Annotated in this window: 16 protein-coding genes; 5 read left to right on the top strand and 11 right to left on the bottom strand. The window is 66.8% G+C overall.

All coding sequences use genetic code 11. From position 1 onward, the window contains the following. Positions 1–12: 12 nt before the first annotated feature. From HMPREF9336_RS05985 to HMPREF9336_RS05975, 3 genes are read right to left on the bottom strand one after another with little or no spacing between them, the layout of a single operon-like run. A complete protein-coding gene (locus HMPREF9336_RS05985) occupies positions 13–648 on the bottom strand; it encodes a hypothetical protein (RefSeq protein ID WP_156920301.1) in 636 nt (211 codons plus the stop codon). A gap of 23 nt (positions 649–671) precedes the next feature. Beyond that, positions 672–1,352 (bottom strand): sirohydrochlorin chelatase, encoded by a 681-nt coding sequence (locus HMPREF9336_RS05980; RefSeq protein ID WP_007469990.1) that lies wholly within the window; start codon positions 1,350–1,352, stop codon positions 672–674. A 29-nt stretch (positions 1,353–1,381) separates the two neighbouring features. Further along, the gene (locus HMPREF9336_RS05975; protein WP_021030189.1) at positions 1,382–2,038 is read right to left on the bottom strand and encodes a histidine phosphatase family protein; all 657 of its coding nucleotides are present in this window, start codon (positions 2,036–2,038) and stop codon (positions 1,382–1,384) included. Positions 2,039–2,068: 30 nt separating this feature from the next. Here HMPREF9336_RS05975 and HMPREF9336_RS05970 point away from each other — a divergent pair, with 30 nt between their 5' ends. After that, entirely contained in the window at positions 2,069–2,473 is a 405-nt protein-coding gene (locus tag HMPREF9336_RS05970) for an NUDIX hydrolase (protein WP_007469985.1), read from the top strand. Positions 2,474–2,510: 37 nt separating this feature from the next. Here the strand turns inward: HMPREF9336_RS05970 and HMPREF9336_RS05965 are convergent, their stop codons facing one another. From HMPREF9336_RS05965 to HMPREF9336_RS05945, 5 genes are all read right to left on the bottom strand, one after another. After that, entirely contained in the window at positions 2,511–3,653 is a 1,143-nt protein-coding gene (locus HMPREF9336_RS05965; RefSeq protein ID WP_007469982.1) for a PDR/VanB family oxidoreductase, read from the bottom strand. Continuing rightward, positions 3,650–4,543 carry a metal-dependent hydrolase gene (locus tag HMPREF9336_RS05960; RefSeq protein WP_007469980.1) on the bottom strand — a complete coding sequence of 298 codons (894 nt, stop codon included), beginning with the start codon at positions 4,541–4,543 and terminating at the stop codon, positions 3,650–3,652. Before HMPREF9336_RS05960 ends, HMPREF9336_RS05965 begins: the two co-directional genes overlap by 4 nt. Before the next feature lie 19 nt (positions 4,544–4,562). Continuing rightward, on the bottom strand, positions 4,563–5,096 hold the full coding sequence (locus HMPREF9336_RS05955; RefSeq protein ID WP_007469978.1) for a nitroreductase/quinone reductase family protein: 534 nt from the start codon (positions 5,094–5,096) through the stop codon (positions 4,563–4,565). A gap of 248 nt (positions 5,097–5,344) precedes the next feature. After that, a complete protein-coding gene (locus tag HMPREF9336_RS05950) occupies positions 5,345–6,532 on the bottom strand; it encodes a uroporphyrinogen-III synthase (RefSeq protein ID WP_007469976.1) in 1,188 nt (395 codons plus the stop codon). A 13-nt stretch (positions 6,533–6,545) separates the two neighbouring features. Next, positions 6,546–7,694, bottom strand: a complete 1,149-nt coding sequence (locus HMPREF9336_RS05945; protein ID WP_007469974.1) for an AI-2E family transporter — start codon at positions 7,692–7,694, stop codon at positions 6,546–6,548. A 54-nt stretch (positions 7,695–7,748) separates the two neighbouring features. On the opposite strand from HMPREF9336_RS05945, the gene HMPREF9336_RS05940 reads away from it, so the two are divergent. Genes HMPREF9336_RS05940 through HMPREF9336_RS05925 form a run of 4 tightly spaced genes read left to right on the top strand, consistent with a single transcriptional unit; the run spans position 7,749 to position 12,625 of the window. Then, positions 7,749–8,837, top strand: coding sequence for a lysylphosphatidylglycerol synthase transmembrane domain-containing protein (locus tag HMPREF9336_RS05940; protein WP_021030188.1), 1,089 nt, complete (start codon positions 7,749–7,751; stop codon positions 8,835–8,837). 8 nt (positions 8,838–8,845) lie between these two features. Then, positions 8,846–10,048: a serpin family protein gene (locus tag HMPREF9336_RS05935; RefSeq protein ID WP_021030187.1), complete on the top strand. Its 1,203-nt coding sequence runs from the start codon at positions 8,846–8,848 to the stop codon at positions 10,046–10,048. Between the two features lie 10 nt (positions 10,049–10,058). Then, a complete protein-coding gene (locus HMPREF9336_RS05930; RefSeq protein WP_051357160.1) occupies positions 10,059–11,330 on the top strand; it encodes an MFS transporter in 1,272 nt (423 codons plus the stop codon). A 32-nt stretch (positions 11,331–11,362) separates the two neighbouring features. Continuing rightward, a complete protein-coding gene (locus tag HMPREF9336_RS05925; RefSeq protein WP_021030186.1) occupies positions 11,363–12,625 on the top strand; it encodes a saccharopine dehydrogenase family protein in 1,263 nt (420 codons plus the stop codon). Between the two features lie 15 nt (positions 12,626–12,640). Here the strand turns inward: HMPREF9336_RS05925 and HMPREF9336_RS05920 are convergent, their stop codons facing one another. The 3 genes from HMPREF9336_RS05920 to tuf all read right to left on the bottom strand — a co-directional run bounded on the left by HMPREF9336_RS05920 (position 12,641) and on the right by tuf (position 16,058). Continuing rightward, positions 12,641–13,564, bottom strand: a complete 924-nt coding sequence (locus tag HMPREF9336_RS05920) for a cyclopropane mycolic acid synthase family methyltransferase (protein ID WP_007469962.1) — start codon at positions 13,562–13,564, stop codon at positions 12,641–12,643. 199 nt (positions 13,565–13,763) lie between these two features. Then, entirely contained in the window at positions 13,764–14,693 is a 930-nt protein-coding gene (locus HMPREF9336_RS05915) for a class I SAM-dependent methyltransferase (protein WP_007469960.1), read from the bottom strand. A 171-nt stretch (positions 14,694–14,864) separates the two neighbouring features. After that, positions 14,865–16,058 (bottom strand): elongation factor Tu, encoded by a 1,194-nt coding sequence (gene tuf / locus HMPREF9336_RS05910; protein WP_007469958.1) that lies wholly within the window; start codon positions 16,056–16,058, stop codon positions 14,865–14,867. Between the last annotated feature and the right edge of the window lie 42 nt (positions 16,059–16,100).

Below are 16,100 nucleotides of genomic sequence, written 5' to 3'. Positions count from 1 at the left end.
GGGCTCCCCCGCTCAGGCGGCGCGGAGCCTCGCGAGCACGGCTTCGACGGCGTGGTCGAGCACGTTCCGGGCCGTCTCGCGGTCCTCGTCGGTCGAAACCACCATCACAGCGAGGCCCCGGACACGGGCGAAGGTCACGAAGCCGAAAGCGCGCTGGCCGTCGAGGTCGTCGGCAACGAACGCCGCCGTCGCGGACGGGTTCTCGGCGGTGTCCGGGCCATCGGTCAACGAAAGCGACTCGAACCCCGAGGAGAATCTGGTCTTCTCGTCCTGGCAGCGCGAAGCCCAAGAACGGAACTCCCGCACCGCGTCGTAGCCGCCCGATTCTTTCGCGTACGCCACGATGAACCCGAAATCAAAGCTGTCGTTGGTCGGCTTCGCGAGGAGCGAGGCCATGCCCCGCAGCCGGTCCCCCGCGTCCCCGAGGACGTCGTCGCAGGACTCGCCCTTGGCGCTTGCCGCTTTCCCGCCCAAATCCACTTTCTCGGCGTGCCACTCGGCGGGAGCCGCGTCGTCCGGCAGCAACGCGACCAGCTCGGCGCTGGACTTGCCCGCGAGGCTGTCGTCCGCCGAGGCGGGGCTCGCCAGGCCGACGGCCAGCAACGTCGCCGCCAACAGGCCCGAGGCCCGCCGTGGTGTTCCGATCATGGATTCCCCTTTCGCAGATTTCATCACTCTACCGTATCGGCAACCCTCAAGTACCTATCCGCGATCAGCTCCGCGACCTGCGGATGCGTTCCAAAGGGGGCCGTGATCCCCCGCGCCCCTTCGGCGAGTTCGGCGAGCTTGCGGGAGAAGAGCCCGTCCGCCAGCAGATACTGCGCGATGAACACCGGCCCCTGAAGATCCCGGACCACCGTGTCGATCCGAGGGTCGCCCTGGGCGATGGTCCCGAGCCTCGCCTCCGTCCCGAGCGCGGCTTCGAGCTGGCGCAGCGTCGTCCGGTTCTCGGCCTGCGCGGCTGGGTCGTTCGTGCCGACCACAGCCAGCACGGCCTGCCCAGAACCGTCCCAGCCGAGTTCCCGCAACCGCTCGGCCAGCACCGCCGCGAGCGCAGGGTCCGGACCGAGCGCCGGAGCGATCACCACGCCCTCGCGGCCGCTGCGCCGCACTTGTCTGGGCAGATCGGTCCGGACGTGGTAGCCGCTCGCCAGGAACGCGGGGACGATGACCACCCGGCCGGGCAGCTCGCGCAGCGCCTCCTCCGGCGTGGGGCCGAGCACGTCCACGAAAGCGAGCCGGACTTCCGTCCCCGGCAACCGCCGCGCCGCCTCGGCCCGCAACGCCTGGAGCATCGCCACCCCCTCCGCGCGGCGCGTGCCGTGCGCGACGATCAGCAGGGCGGGCGGCATGCCATCAAACTACCTGCCGCGCGGCAGGGCTACAGCCCGGAGGAGCGATCCCCAGGCAGCACCATCTCGGGAACCTGCGCGAGCTTCCACCCGCTTTTGTTCGCCCGGCAGACCAACACGACGTCGTAGCGGCTGTCGGGCCAGCTCTTCGCCTTCGGAGCCACCGGGCCGTCGAGGCGGTCGACGATCTCCGCTATCGCGCTGTGCTCCCACACCACCAGCGAGGGAAGGTTCGGCCCGAGGATCGAGAGCTGGTTCGCCAGCTTCTTCTCCTCCCCCTCTTTGTAGACCAAATCCACCCCGAGGCCGAGCGCCGCCGCGATCTGCACCGCCGTCTGCCGAGGACGACGGCCTGCCGCGTGCCCGGGAATTTGCCCTGGCGCGTAGACCCGGGCCGGTCGCACGATCCCAGCCTTCGGCGCGGCGAAAAATTTCCCCAAGGCCCGCGCCCTGGCCCAGCCACGCTCCGTGAGGGAATGCGGGTCCTGCTGGCCCTTCTCGTCGATCCCAGGAGGGTTCCCCGAGCTGTCCGGCTTCTCGCCGTGCCGGATGATCATGCAGATGCTGCCCTCGACCGGAGTCGAGGCTTCAGCTTCAGGCGGCTCAAGGCCGCCCAGAGCGAGCCCGGCGCCCCCAGCGCCGAGCAAGACGGCGAAGTCGCGCCGGGACAGATGCAGAGAAGTCACGTGGGGACAGTAAGCAGCTAAGGTTACAGAATGGAGTCAGCCCGTATCGAAGTCCACGTGGTCGCCGCCGTGATCACCGACGCGCACGGACGCTTCCTCGTCGCGCGCAAACGCGGCACCGCGATGTTCATGCAGGCAGGTGGCAAGATCGAGCCAGGCGAAGAGCCGCTCGCCGCCCTCGTGCGAGAACTGCGCGAGGAATTGGGCGTGCAGATCGAGCCCTCCCGCGCGCAATGGCTCGGCCGTTTCGAAGCTCCCGCGGCGCACGAGCCCGGAGCCACCGTGGTCGCCGAGGTCTACCGGGCTCCCTGCTCCGACGAGCCCCGCGCGCAAGCGGAGATCGAGGAAATCGCCTGGATCGCGTCGAACGGAGCCGACGCTCCCGCGCTGGCTCCGCTGACAAGGTTGATCCTGGAGCGAGTCGGCCCCGCATAGCGGGTCGGCCCCGGTACCGGGGCCGACCCGGCGCGGTTCAGAGGTCGAGCACGAGCCGGTCCCCTTCCCCAGCCGCTCTGGAGACGCAAATCAGCATGTCCCCGTTCTGGCGTTGCGCGGACGTCAGCCGGTTGTCGAGGTGCTCGGGGTCGCCGGAGAGGAGCTTCACACGACATGTTCCGCAGAAGCCCTGCCGACAGGCGTAGGAGACGTCCGGCCGCGCCTCTCGGACGACATCGAGGATGCTGCGCTGGCCGGAGACGTGGAGCACTTCGCCGCTGCTGGCCAATTCCACCTCGAACGCCTTGCCGTCGACGATCGGGGCCGAGACGAAGCGTTCGACATGGAACCCGACCGCAGGGCGGTCGGCCAAGGCGCTCGCCGCCGCGGTCACCATGGCTGGCGGGCCGCAACAGTAGATGGCGTCTCGTTCGTCGACGTCTCCCACGATCTCGGACGGAGCCGGCACACCGTCCACGTCGTCCGAGCGGACGACCACCCTGCCGTCGTAACGTTCCAGCTCGCCCAGGAAGGGCATTGACTCGCGGCTGCGGCCGCTGTAGAACAGCGACCAGTCCATCCCCTTCCGCTCGGCGTAATCGAGCATCGGCAGGATCGGCGTGATGCCGATGCCTCCTGCGACGAAGCGGATCCGCCTTGGCCCCCACGATATCGGCGCGTCCGGGCCCGTCGGCATCGCGGCGGGCAGGAGCGGGAAGGCGTTGCGGGGCCCTTGGACGGTGAGCACGGCTCCTGGAAGGAGCGTCTCGTGGATTTCGGCGGACCCGGCTCCGTCAGGAACTCGTCGGACGGCGATCCGGTAGCTGCGCGTGTCGGCGGGGTCGCCGCACAGGGAGTAGTGGCGCACGAGCCCCGACGGCAGCCGCACCGCGATGTGCGCGCCTGGCCACCACCGGGGAAGCGCGGCGCGGTCTGGCGCTTCCAGGAGGAGGCTGACCACATCGTCGTTGACGGCGATGAGCTCCCGCTCCCGCACGACCAGCCGCTGCTCGAGCACAGGACGCGGCTCGAGTTCGGTGGCGCGCACGAGCAAGCCCGTCAGCTTCGCCAACCGAGGGAGATAGGGAGCCGCCAAAGCCATGAGGCACAGCGCCGGCTCTTGGCGGCGTTTGCCGTAGAGATCCCCGGGGACCTCCTTGAGATCGAAGCCTAAGCTCATAGCGTCGCGCTCCGAACTGCCGGCGACTTCGCCAAGTAGGCCACAGCCTGCGCCATGTCCCCCACGTCCTCCGGGGAGTACGACGGCTTGCAGTAGTCCTTCAGCTGCGTGAACAGGATCCGCAGCGGCGGGAGCGCGCCGCGCTTGGACGCTCGGACCCACTCGCGGATCAGGCCGAAGTACCCGAGATTGGGCAGCGAGGGATCCGCGTGGACCAGAAACTTCGTCCCTCTGGCCATCAGAAAGTAGATGCCCAAAGCGGTCCCCACCCCGAGCAGCACGCGCGGGATGTAGCCGAGCCCGAAATAGCGGGCGACGTCGAAGACCGCGCTCCGGTGCTCCACCTCTTCCGCCGAATGCCACCGGAAGAGATCCGCCATGACCGGATCGGCCCCGAACTTCTCCAAGTCGGCGCTCAATATCCACGCCCCCATCGACGTCGCGATCATCTCGACGCCGCTGAACACCGCCAGGTTCAGGACCAAGAGGCGGTGGCTGGCCGCGCCCTTGACCGAATTGAGGATTTTCATCCCGGTGGCGGCCGCGAAGGCCGCCTGCTTGACGAGCGGCTCCGGGTCGATGCCGCCTCGGATGAAGAACTGCCGCAACGCCGAGTCGTGCGCCTTCGCGTGCGCCGACTCCTGCGCGGCGAAGCCGAGCGCGGTCTCGTACAGCTCGGGATCTGTGATGTGCTCGGCGGCCCGTCGGACCGTTTCGGCCATCAGCGACTCGCCCATGGGGAAAATGAAATGCACCGAGGAAGCCCAATGCGACGCGTAGGGCTCCTTGGCCAGCCAATGCACCGGCGTCTCCCGACAGTCGAAACGCACATCGCGCGAATGCACTGCGACCCGCCCGATCTCGTTGGGGACGTTTTGCGTGTTGCTCATTGTCGCTGTTCCTCTCTCATCAGCTTGTTGACTTCTGGGTTCTCGTCTCTGGCTCCAGCGCGAACACCCGGATATCCCTTCCGGCGCGTTCGGCGTACGCGGCGTAGTTCTGGCCGATCTCCGCGAATTCGCGGAGGAACCGCTGTTGCTCCTCCCCGCGCAACAGCGTGGCGACCGCAGGCACTGTCGCGCCGCCGACCGTGACTTCGGCGCGGGGATCAGCCAGCAAGTTCGACGTCCAGGCCGGGTGATGGCCCTGGCCGAAGTTGGTGCCGACCACCACGAGGCGGCCGCCGTCCCGGACATACGTGAGCGGCTGCTGGCGAGGCTGCCCCGTCTTTCGCCCGGTTGTGGTCAGCACCAGCAGGGGCATGCCGATCGGGCCCAGCACGGTGTATCGGCCTTTCGTGCGGGCCAGCACGAAACGGTCCACCGGCACTGACAATCGCGCCAAGGCCGAGGCGAGGGGCGAGGACGCGAGCCGCATCACCCACGCGCGGGTCTTGACTCTGCCTTCACCCCAGATGGCCTCGGGAAAAACCGCCTCGGACATTCTTTCCTCCTTCGCGTCGGCTGCCGCGCCGTCAGACGGGCGCACCGACCGGCTCCACCCCGTTTCCCAGGCTTGCGCCGAAGAAGCGGCAGAAGAGCCACCTCGTAATTTTAAGTATCTGTAACCAGAAGTATCATATGTATAGAAATACACATACACCGCTGGGCGGCTCTGTCCAGACTTTGATCGAAAAAATTCAAAACGCCCCGGCGAGGCCATCGCGGCAACCAGAGCGCGGCAAACGCGACCTAGTACTTGTCGCCGCCGTCTTCCTCGTCGTCGACGCCCAAGTCCACCGCCAGGCGATACCCGCGCTTCACCACGGTCTGCACGATCTTCGGGTCCCCCAGGCCGGTCCGCAGCCTGCCGATCGCGGCCTCCACCGCGTGCGCGTCCGCGCTATGCCCCGGCAGGCTCGCGAGCAGCGTCTCGCGAGTGACCACACGGCCCGGCTGACGGGCCAGCTCCCGCATCAACGTCAACATCGACGGGGCGAGATGGCGCACCTCGCCGTCCACCACCACAGATCGGGCGAGCACCGCGATCTTGTGGCCGTGCGCGGGGAAAACCTTCGCCCGTCTCGGCAGCTCCTCTTCGATGTGGCGCGCCAACGCCCCCAGCCGGGACCGGGACGGGGCCGTGGTCGGCACGCCGAGCGCCTCCAACGGGGCCGCTGTCACCGGGCCGACGCACAGCGCGGCCACATGCGAGCGGAAACCGCTGAGCAGCTGGTCGAGCATATTCGTCTCTTTCGCCCTGCCCAACATCGAAGCCACGGCGGGAGCGCTCGTGAAGCTCACCCCGTCGACCGTGCCGTTCGCGACGGCGGCGATGAGCGTGTCCATCGCCGACTGGTCGCTCGGCGGCTCCCAACGGTAGACCGGAACCGGAAGCACCTGCGCGCCCGCGTGCCGCAACGCCTCGCTGAAATCGGGCAACGGTTCGAACTCGGTCGTCGCCCCGTGCAGCTGCACGGCGACCCTGAGCCCTTCGACGCCTTCCGCGAGCAGCCGTTCGAGCACTTCGCTCGACGACTCCGAGCACGGCGACCAGACTTCGCGCAGCCCTGCCGCGCGGATCGCGCCCGTGGCCTTCGGACCCCGCGCCACCAGCCGGGAGTTCTGCAACGCGGTGCGCAACTCCTCGGCGACCCCCCAGCCCTCGGCGGCTTCCAGCCATCCCCGGAAACCGATGCCGGTCGTCGCCACGACCACGTCGGGCGGATCGGCGATGATTTCCCTGCTCATCCGTTCCAGCTCGGCGTCGTCGGCCAATGGAATGATCACAATCGCCGGAGCGTGCAGAACAGCGCCGCCGCGCCGGGTTAAAAGCGCAGTGAGCTCATCCGCCCGACGCGCAGCCGTCACCCCGACCGTATAGCCTGACAGGCTGAGACCCGTCGCGGCGCGATCGGACTCCGGGCTGATGGTGTCCATGGCCTCAGTCTAGCTACCCAGCCGTGTTGACCGGCTCCTCCTCGGCTTCCGGCTCCTCCTCGGGGAACGGGTCCTCGCCACGGACCAACCGCCCGATGAAAGTGTTGAGCACCGCGACCAGCGGCACAGCCAACAGGGCCCCGACGATGCCCGCGAGCACCACGCCCGTCGCAATGGCGAGGATCACTGCCAGCGGGTGCACTTTCACCGCCCGGCCCAGGACCAGCGGCTGCAGCACATGGCTTTCGAGCTGCATGACGCCAACGAGCAGCGCGATGGTGAGCAGCGCGACGACCGGCCCCTGGGTCACCAATGCGACCAGCACCGCCACCAGGCCCGCGACGAGCGAGCCGACCACGGGGATGAACGCCCCGAGGAAGACCAGCGAGGCGAGCGGCAGCGCCAGCGGCACCCGCAGCGCGGCGAGCCCGATGCCGATGCCGATGGCGTCGGCCGCCGCCACCAGCGCCGTCCCTTTGACATAGCCGGTCAGCGTCCGGTACCCCGCGCCGCCAGCGGCACGGACCCGATCCCGCGCGGGCTCAGGCACCAATTTGGTGAGGTAATACCAAATCTCCTGGCCGTCGCTGAGGAAGAAAATCAACGTGAACAGGGTCAGGAAGAATCCTGTCACGCCTTCGACCAGCGCCGAGGCTGTGGAGAACACGCCGCCGGCGATGTCGGCGCGGTGCTGCTCCGCGAAATTGACCGTCGTGTTGCGCAGCGACTCCAACTTCTCGGCGGAGAAGTGCAGTCCGGCGCGTTCCGCCCAAATGCGCAACTGCTCGAAGCTTTGGAAGACCTGGCCCTGCAATGTCGGCCAGCCGTTGATCGCCTGCTGGACGATGAAGGTGAAGAGGCCGACGAGCAGGCCGAGCCCCAAAATCAGCACCAAGCCGACCGCGAGGGATCTCGGCACTCGACGCGCGGCGAGCCAACCCACCAGCGGGGACATGAGCGCGGCGAGCAGGAGCGCGAGGGCGATCGGGACGACGACCACCTCGAGGAGGATGAAGAGCTTGCCGAGGACCACAAGGCCCAAGAGCAGCACGAGCAATCGCCACGTCCAGTCCGAGAGCTTGCGCAGCGTCAAATGGACGTGGCCGTCCGGACGGAGCGTCACCTCGACGTGTTGCTCGGGCTCGTTCGTCGCAGCTGTCATATTCTCGCGCTCCTCATTGGACTTTCCTACGTCAGTCACAGTACCGTGGCTCGAATGGCGACCCAATCGTCGGAGCGCACACCCGCGCACGGGCGGACCCCGGTGCAGCTGCTGCGCCGCGCGGCGTTGGTCGTGGTCGTGGCCATCTTGGCCGTCGAGGCATGGTACGTCGCCCCAGAAGTCCGGCACTACTGGCAGGCGACCAAGAACGTGCGCTGGCTCTGGGTCGGAGCCTGCGTCCTCGCCGCGGCGGTGTCCATGGAGAGCTTCAGCCAGGTCCAGCGCACCCTCTTCGCGTCCGCCGGAGTCCGGGTGGCCAGCTGGCGCTCGGCAGCGGAGATCTACGCGGCGAACTCGATCAGCTGCAGCCTCCCCGCGGGGCAGGTCCTCGCGACCACGTTCGCCTACCGGCAGACCAGGCGGTGGGGGGCGACTCCGATCATCGCCTCGTGGCAGATCGTCATGTCCGGCCTGATCAAAGGCGCGGGCCTCGCGCTGATCGGTTTCGTCGGCGCGTTCCTCGCCGGGGTGAAGACCACCCCGTTCTCCCTTATCTTCATGGTCGGCGGCTTCCTCGCCTTCCTCGTCCTCGCCCAGTTCATCGCCTCCCGGCCCGACGATATCAACGCGCTGAGCTCCAAAGCCGTCGCCTTGGTGAACCGGCTGCGCAAACGTCCGCCGGAAGAGGGGCTGGCCCGCTGGCAGCAGCTGCTCGGACAAACCCAAGCGGTGAGGCTCAGCCGGATGGACGGGCTCAAAGCGTTCGCCTGGAGCATGACGAACTGGACGAGCGATATCGCCTGCCTCGCGTTCGCCTGCTACGCCACCGACGCGCATCCCAGCCTGCCCGGCCTGCTCACCGCGTATTGGCTGGGCAAAACCGCCGCCGTCGCCGTGCCGCTGCTCCCCGGCGGGCTCGGCGTGGTGGAGGTCGTGCTGGTCCCCGCGCTGACCGGGAGCGGAGTCCCGTCCGGGGCCGCGTTCTCGGCGGTGGTGATCTACCGCTTGGTGAGCTTCCTCCTGGTCACCGCGATCGGCTGGGTGATCTTCTTCCTGTTGTTCCGCAAGAGCGACCCGATCCATCCGAAGAACCGCGACGAATTCGACGAGGAGCGGTTCGAGGCGCAGCAGCCTCCGAGGTGAGGCCCGGCATGCGGAGAGTTGCGGCGCTCGCGGCGCTCGCCCTGCTGGCCGGGTGCTCGAGCCAGGCCGGGCGCGAGGAGCCGCATCTCGCGCCCCTGTACTCAAAACTGAAGTTCGCCGAAATCGGGGTGGACGAGCAGCGCGACGGGGTCGGCGAGATCGCCGAGCAGAGCCGCCAGCTGGCGTTGCGCGAGCTCGGCGCGCTCGCGGCGGACCAGAGCATAGTCTTCAGCCCGTGGGCGATGGCCCGCAGAGAGCGGATCGTGGCCGACGCGAACGGCGCGGGGGACGATCCGGCAGTCGCCGCGATGATCGGCCAGCTCGGCAAATGGGAGGGCGATCCGACCGGCGTGCCGAACGGCGGCGTCGCCCGCCCGCCGATCCTGCGCAGCCAGACCATCTTGATCGCCGACCGATCCCTCGACGTGGCCGCCGAGTTCCTCGATCTGCTCGCCAAGGATTACGACATGGGGATCTACCTCGCCCGGCCGGGGGACGCCGCGCTCCCCGACGCGGTGAGCGCCTGGGCCATGGGCACCGTCGGCACGCGCTTCAACCGCGCCCTGCACGGGCTCGGAGCCACGCGCGGGGTGTACGCGGCCGACGTCACCGCTCTGCTCGCCGGATGGCAGTTCCCTTTCCGCCCCGAACTCACCGTCGAAGCCCCCTTCACAACGGCGGACGGCAGCCGGAAAAGCGTTCCGACGATGCGCGGGGCCGTCCTCGCCCGGACTGCGGCGGGGCCGAGCTGGCGGGCGGCGCAGCTCCCGCTCTCGGACGGGGTCGAGATGCGCGTGATCGTGCCCGCCGACCCTCGCGCTCCCCTTCCGGACTTCTTCATGCCGCCCGCGCGCGCCGCGTTGGCCGCCGCCCAGCCCGCTCCGCTCGGGATCGCTCTGCCGCGCTGGTCGGCGCACAGCGAGCTCGCCGAAGCCGCCGCCCAGCCCGCTCCGCTCGGCCTGCCGAGGATCGCGCCCGGCGCGGGCTTGGGCGGCTGGGCGAGCCTCGCCGCCGCCGCTTTCGGCGAGCAAGGCGTGTCGATGGCCGCCGCGCTCCCGACGGCCTCGACTCCCGGAGCCCAGACGGCTCCCGACGCTGCCGGACCGCCCGCGATCGCATTCGCCGCCGACCGGCCGTTCTGCTTCGAGATCTTCGACCCGGGGACCGGCCTTGTCCTCCTCGCCGGGCGCGTTGCGGCCCCCGACAGGTAGTCTGCCCCGCATGAGCACACCTTCGCCGTGGCGAATGCTGGACCGCGACCAGCGCAGCGCTTTCCTCGCCTCCTGGCTCGGCTGGGCGATGGACTCCTTCGACTTCTTCATCCTGGCGCTCACCCTCACCGAGATCGAGGCCGAGTTCCATATCTCTCCGGTCCAGATCACTTATCTGCTCACTGTCACCCTCGTCATGCGCCCGGTCGGGGCGTACCTGTTCGGGATCTGGGCGGACAAGGCCGGACGGCGGGTCCCGCTGATGGCGAACGTCTGCTTCTACTCCGCCGTCGGGTTCCTCTGCGCCTTCGCCCCGAACTTCACGGTGCTGCTCGTTCTGCGCCTGCTCTACGGCATCGGCATGGGCGGAGAATGGGGGCTGGGAGCGGCGTTGACGATGGAGAAAGTGCCGCGCGAGAAGCGAGGCTTCTTCTCCGGCATCCTCCAGGCCGGGTACGCGAGCGGCTATCTCTTCGCCGCCGTCGCGCATTTAGTGGTCCACTCGGTGTTCGGCCTGTCCTGGCGCTGGATGTTCGCCCTGTCCATCTTCCCCGCGTTCATCTCGATCATCGTGCGCTCCTTCGTCAAAGAGTCCGAAGTCTGGGTGAACACCCAGGAAAAGATGAAGGCGCACGGCTCGTCGGTGCGGTCCGTCTTCTTCAACCCCGTCGTGCTCAGACGCTTCCTGTTCCTCGTCGTGCTGATGACCGCGTTCACCTCGCTCAGCCATGGCACCCAGGATCTGTATCCGAAGTTCCTCAAAGACCACGTGCACGGCGGACCCGGGTTCGACCCCGCGACCTCGGACTGGGTCATGATCGTCGGGAACATCGGGGCGATCATCGGCGGAGTTGTCTTCGGCTCCCTCTCCGACCGGATCGGCCGCAGGGGCGTCATCGTCCTCGGCGCGCTGTTGACCCTGCCGCTCTTGCCGTTGTTCACCCTGCCGCGCGAGGTGTGGCTGCTCAGCCTCGGAATGTTCCTCGTCCAGGCGACCACCCAAGGAGCCTGGGCCGCCGTGCCGGCGCACCTCTCCGAGCTCTCCCCCAACGCCGTCCGAGGCTTCTATCCGGGGGTGACCTACCAGCTCGGCAACCTCTTCACCTCGTTCAACGCGACGTTCCAGACCATGATCGCAGTCGCCTTGGGCTATCCGGCCTCGTTCTGGATCATCGTCGGCGCGGCATGCGTCGCGCTCGCGGCCCTTGCCTGGTTCGGCCCGCGAGCGGACGGGGTCGACTTCGCCGAAAGTCCCGAAGAAGCTCCGGCGACAAGAAATTAGACCGAGACGTATATCTCGCGTATAGTGCCAGTATGGCTAAGAGCACGTCTCGATCCCTTGATATCGTGTTGTACGGGGCGACCGGTTTCGCGGGCGCGCTCACGGCGGAGCATCTCGCCAAGAACGCCCCGCCCGGAGTCAGGATCGGCCTCGCCGGGCGCAACCGCGCCAAGCTGGAGTCGGTCCGCGCCAACCTCGGCTCCGCCGCCTCGGAATGGCCGATCATCATCGCCGACGCGGACGCCCCGTCGACGCTCGACGCCCTGGCGCAGCGCACCCAGGTCGTGATCACGACGGTCGGCCCGTACACGAAATACGGCCTGCCCCTCGTCGGCGCGTGCGCGAACGTCGGCACCGACTATGTCGACCTCACCGGCGAAGTGCTCTTCGCTCTCGACAGCATCAACAAGTACCACGAGCAAGCCGTGGGCAGCGGCGCGCGGATCGTGCACGCCTGCGGCTTCGACTCCGTCCCCTCCGACCTGAGCGTGTACCTCTTGCACCGACGGGCGCAGCAAGACGAAGCAGGCGAGCTGGAGGACACCACGCTGGTGGTCCGGGCCGCGGTCGGCGGGATCAGCGGCGGCACGGCGGCCTCCGGCCTCGAGATCATCGACGCGGCGCGGAAAGACCCTGCGGCCAGACGGGCGACGCTCGACCCGTACACGCTCTCCCCCGACCGGGCCAAAGAACCAGAGTTCGGGTCGCAATCCGACTTGGCCGTCGCACGGGGCGCGGACATCGACCCCTCGGTGCGCGGCTGGAAAGCCCCGTTCTTCATGGGCGTGTTCAACTCTCGGATCGTTCGGCGCAGCAACGCCATCCTGGATTGGGCCTACGGCTCGCGGTTCCGCTACCGCGAGACGATGAACGCGGGGCCCCCGCTCTTGTCGATCCCCGTTTCGCTCGCCATCGCGGGCGGCCTCGGCTTCGGAGCGGTCCTCGCCGCCGTCGGCCTGTCCATTCCCCCGGTGCGCTGGCTGATCGAGCGGCTTTCGCCCAAATCCGGCACCGGGCCGGGCGAATGGCTTCGCAAACGCGGCTTCTACACCATCGACACCTACACGCGCACAAGCAACGGAGCCCGCTATGTGTTGACGTGGTCGCAGAAGGGCGATCCCGGCTACGCCGCGACCGCCGTGATGCTCGGGGAGAGCGCGCTGACCTTGGCCCTGGACCGAGACCGCCTGCCGCATCGCGCTGGCGTGCTCACGCCGGCCACCGCGATGGGCGACGCGCTCGCGGACCGGCTTCGCGCGGCGGGCTTGCAGATCGACATCCGCAAGCTGGGCTAGCCTCGCCGGGCTCTCCTAGCGAGACCTGGCGACGAAGTTCTCCATCTGCCCCGGCGCGGGCTGGAGCCATGAAGGCTGCTGCTTGGTCAGGGTGAACTGCATCAGGTCGATATTCCCGAGCCGGAAATAATAGGCGCAGCTCTCCAGGTACTTCTCGTACTGCTCGTAGACCAAGGGGGAGGTCAGCTCGATCGCCCGCTCCTTGTTGGCGACGAGATTCTCCCGCCAGCAGTCGAGGGTCTTGGCGTAGTGCCAGCCGAGCACCTGGATCATGTCGCAGCGCAGACCCACCCGCGCAGAACCGTTGAGCACCATCTGGGGCGAGGGCAGCTGGGCCCCAGGGAAGATGTACTTCGCGATGAGATGGGAGAAGCGCAACATGCTCGGAGTGATCGGGGTGCCTCGCTTCTGCAGATCCTCGCGACCGTAGCTGACGATGGAATGCAGGAGGTACATCCCGTCGTCGGGCAGAATCCGCGCAACCTTGTCCCAGTACGCGTCGTGGCGCTCGTAGCGGAAATGCTCGAAAGAGCCGATCGTGATAATGCGGTCGGCGTGGCCCTCGAACTCCTCCCAGCCCCGCAGGAGCACCTCGGCCTTGCGACCGCCCTTGATGTCGGCGAATTTCTGGTTCAACAGCTCGTATTGGTTTTGGCTGATCGTGAGGCCGATGACGTTCACATCGTACTTCTCGTACGCCCGCAGCAGCGCGGATCCCCAGCCGCAACCGATGTCCAAGAGGGTCATGCCCGGCTCGAGATTGAGCTTCCCCAACGTCAGGTCCAATTTCGCGAGCTGCGCCTCCTCCAGCGTCATGTCCGGCCTCGGCCAATACGCGCAGGTGTAGGTCATCGTCGGGTCAAGCCACAACGCAAAGAACTCGTTCGAAAGATCGTAATGCGCTTCGATGTCTTCATAAAATGGCCTGAGTTGCGTCATAACTGCCCCTATCTCACGGACCTTCATCCCGCAGACCTTCGTCGTTGGCATGCCCTGCCGCCAAGACTCCGACGGTGGACGACGGCGATGAAAGATCTCCATCTAGCCCATCTCTGGGCGAATTTATTCAAAAAATATTACAGCGCGAAAGCAACGCGCGACCTTGCCCCGCGACTCGCCGACAAGCCTGCTTGGCGGCTCAAATCCCCCAGTTGGAGGAAATCTTCTGCCGCTCGGGCAGCTGCAACCACGCAGGCGGCTGTTTCGTCAGGGTGAATTGCACAACGTTGATGTTGCCCCGACGGAAGTAATGCCCAGACCACTCCAGGTACTGCACATACCGCTCATATACTTCTTTTGAGGCCAAATCGATAATCTTGTCTTTATGCGCGACGAACTCCGTCAGCCACATATCGAGCGTCTTCGCGTAGTGCAGGCCCAAGGGCTGCAAGAGGTCGCAGCGGAAACCCTCCTTGAACGCGTCGGAGACCACGCTCTGCGGGTCCACAAGCTCCGCGCCGGGGAAGATGTGCTTCCTGATGAGGTGGGTGTAGTAGATGACATCGCGGTCGACCTTCCAAAGCCCCATCTCGACGAGGGCCTGGCGGCTGTAGCTGACGATCGTGTGCACCAGGGCGGAGCCGTCCTCCGGGAGGACGCGGTTGATCTTCTCGAAGAACGCGGCATGCCGCTCCTTGCGGAAATGCTCGAACGCGCCGATCACGACCACCCGGTCGGCGTGGCCCTCGAACTCCTCCCAGCCCTGCAGCAGCACTTCCGCCTTGCGCGCGCCCTGGAGCTTGGCGAGGCGGTTCTTCGTGTACTCGTACTGGCTCGGGCTGATGGTCAGGCCGATCACGTTCACATCGTATTTCTCGTACGCGCGGACGAGGACCGAACCCCAGCCGCAGCCGATATCGAGCAGCGTCATTCCCGGTTGAAGATTCAATTTGTCCAGCGCCAAATCGATCTTGGCCAGCTGGGCCTCTTCCAGCGTCATATTCGGGCGAGGAAAATAAGCGCACGTGTACATCATCGTGGGGTCAAGCCAGAGCGAAAAGAACTCGTTCGAGTTCTCGACATCGTAATGCGCTTCGATGTCTTCGTAGAAAGGTCTCAGCTTAGTCACAAATGTATTTCCTCACGTAATATTCAGCATACGATCCACTGGGCTGTGCGTCTCTCAACAAGTTTAGTGTAGACGAATAAACTGGCAAAATCCTGAATACAAAAAAGCTGGGCGGCATGATCTTTTCGATCATGCCGCCCAGCTTTTTATGCAGCTGAAAGCAGGTCCAGCTTACTTGTTGATCTTCGTGACGCGACCGGCGCCGACGGTGCGGCCGCCCTCGCGGATCGCGAACCGCTGGCCTTCCTCCATGGCGACCGGCTGGATCAGCTTCACCGAGATGTCGGTGTTGTCGCCCGGCATAACCATGTCCTTGCCCTCGGGCAGGGTGACCTCGCCGGTCACGTCGGTCGTGCGGAAGTAGAACTGCGGACGGTAGTTGTTGAAGAACGGGGTGTGGCGGCCGCCCTCTTCCTTGTTCAGGATGTAGACCGTGCCCTCGAACTCCGTGTGCGGGGTGGTGGTGCCCGGCTTGATCACGACCTGGCCGCGCTCCACGTCCTCACGCTTGATGCCTCGGACGAGCAGGCCGACGTTGTCGCCGGCCTGGCCCTGGTCGAGCAGCTTGCGGAACATCTCGACACCGGTGACGGTGGTCTTGGTCGCGGTCGGCTTGATGCCGATGATCTCGACCTCTTCGTTGACGTTGATCACGCCGCGCTCGATACGGCCGGTGACGACGGTGCCGCGACCGGTGATCGTGAAGACGTCCTCGATGGCCATCAGGAACGGCTTGTCGGTCTCACGAACCGGGTCGGGGACGTTCTCGTCCACGGCGGTCATGAGCTCGAGCACCGAGTCGACCCACTTCTGGTCGCCCTCGAGCGCCTTGAGGCCGGACACGCGCACCACCGGAGCGTTGTCGCCGTCGAACTCGTTCGACGAGAGCAGCTCGCGGACCTCGAGCTCGACGAGCTCCAGGATCTCCTCGTCGTCCACCATGTCGGACTTGTTGAGGGCCACGAGGATGTAGGGCACGCCGACCTGGCGGGCGAGCAGCACGTGCTCGCGGGTCTGCGGCATCGGGCCGTCGGTCGCGGCGACCACGAGGATCGCGCCGTCCATCTGGGCGGCGCCGGTGATCATGTTCTTGATGTAGTCGGCGTGACCGGGGGCGTCGACGTGCGCGTAGTGACGCTTCTCGGTCTGGTACTCCACGTGGGAGATGTTGATGGTGATACCACGAGCGCGCTCTTCAGGAGCGTTGTCGATCTGCGCGAAGTCGCGCGCCTCGTTCAGGTCCGGGTACTTGTCGTGCAGCACCTTGGTGATCGCAGCGGTCAACGTGGTCTTGCCATGGTCGACGTGACCGATGGTCCCGATGTTGACGTGCGGCTTGGTCCGCTCGAACTTAGCCTTGGCCACTGTTGTGTCCTCTTTCTTTCCTAGGTAACTGTTGGCGGCGGA

Origin of the sequence: Segniliparus rugosus ATCC BAA-974 (assembly GCF_000185725.2) — a bacterium.
In the GTDB taxonomy this organism is placed as follows: domain Bacteria; phylum Actinomycetota; class Actinomycetes; order Mycobacteriales; family Mycobacteriaceae; genus Segniliparus; species Segniliparus rugosus.
Note: the sequence above shows the minus strand (reverse complement) of the source record. Positions and strands in the feature narration are given on the sequence as shown.

What these genes read in the sequence shown, in the direction of transcription:
- HMPREF9336_RS05930 (WP_051357160.1), top strand. Translation starts at nt 10,059, where the DNA reads ATGAGCACACCTTCGCCGTGGCGAATGCTGGACCGCGACCAGCGCAGC.
- HMPREF9336_RS05925 (WP_021030186.1), top strand. Translation starts at nt 11,363, where the DNA reads ATGGCTAAGAGCACGTCTCGATCCCTTGATATCGTGTTGTACGGGGCG.
- HMPREF9336_RS05940 (WP_021030188.1), top strand. Translation starts at nt 7,749, where the DNA reads ATGGCGACCCAATCGTCGGAGCGCACACCCGCGCACGGGCGGACCCCG.
- HMPREF9336_RS05985 (WP_156920301.1), bottom strand. Translation starts at nt 648, where the DNA reads ATGATCGGAACACCACGGCGGGCCTCGGGCCTGTTGGCGGCGACGTTG.
- HMPREF9336_RS05945 (WP_007469974.1), bottom strand. Translation starts at nt 7,694, where the DNA reads ATGACAGCTGCGACGAACGAGCCCGAGCAACACGTCGAGGTGACGCTC.
- HMPREF9336_RS05960 (WP_007469980.1), bottom strand. Translation starts at nt 4,543, where the DNA reads ATGAGCAACACGCAAAACGTCCCCAACGAGATCGGGCGGGTCGCAGTG.
- HMPREF9336_RS05965 (WP_007469982.1), bottom strand. Translation starts at nt 3,653, where the DNA reads ATGAGCTTAGGCTTCGATCTCAAGGAGGTCCCCGGGGATCTCTACGGC.
- HMPREF9336_RS05920 (WP_007469962.1), bottom strand. Translation starts at nt 13,564, where the DNA reads ATGACGCAACTCAGGCCATTTTATGAAGACATCGAAGCGCATTACGAT.
- HMPREF9336_RS05950 (WP_007469976.1), bottom strand. Translation starts at nt 6,532, where the DNA reads ATGGACACCATCAGCCCGGAGTCCGATCGCGCCGCGACGGGTCTCAGC.
- HMPREF9336_RS05980 (WP_007469990.1), bottom strand. Translation starts at nt 1,352, where the DNA reads ATGCCGCCCGCCCTGCTGATCGTCGCGCACGGCACGCGCCGCGCGGAG.
- HMPREF9336_RS05970 (WP_007469985.1), top strand. Translation starts at nt 2,069, where the DNA reads ATGGAGTCAGCCCGTATCGAAGTCCACGTGGTCGCCGCCGTGATCACC.
- HMPREF9336_RS05955 (WP_007469978.1), bottom strand. Translation starts at nt 5,096, where the DNA reads ATGTCCGAGGCGGTTTTTCCCGAGGCCATCTGGGGTGAAGGCAGAGTC.
- HMPREF9336_RS05935 (WP_021030187.1), top strand. Translation starts at nt 8,846, where the DNA reads ATGCGGAGAGTTGCGGCGCTCGCGGCGCTCGCCCTGCTGGCCGGGTGC.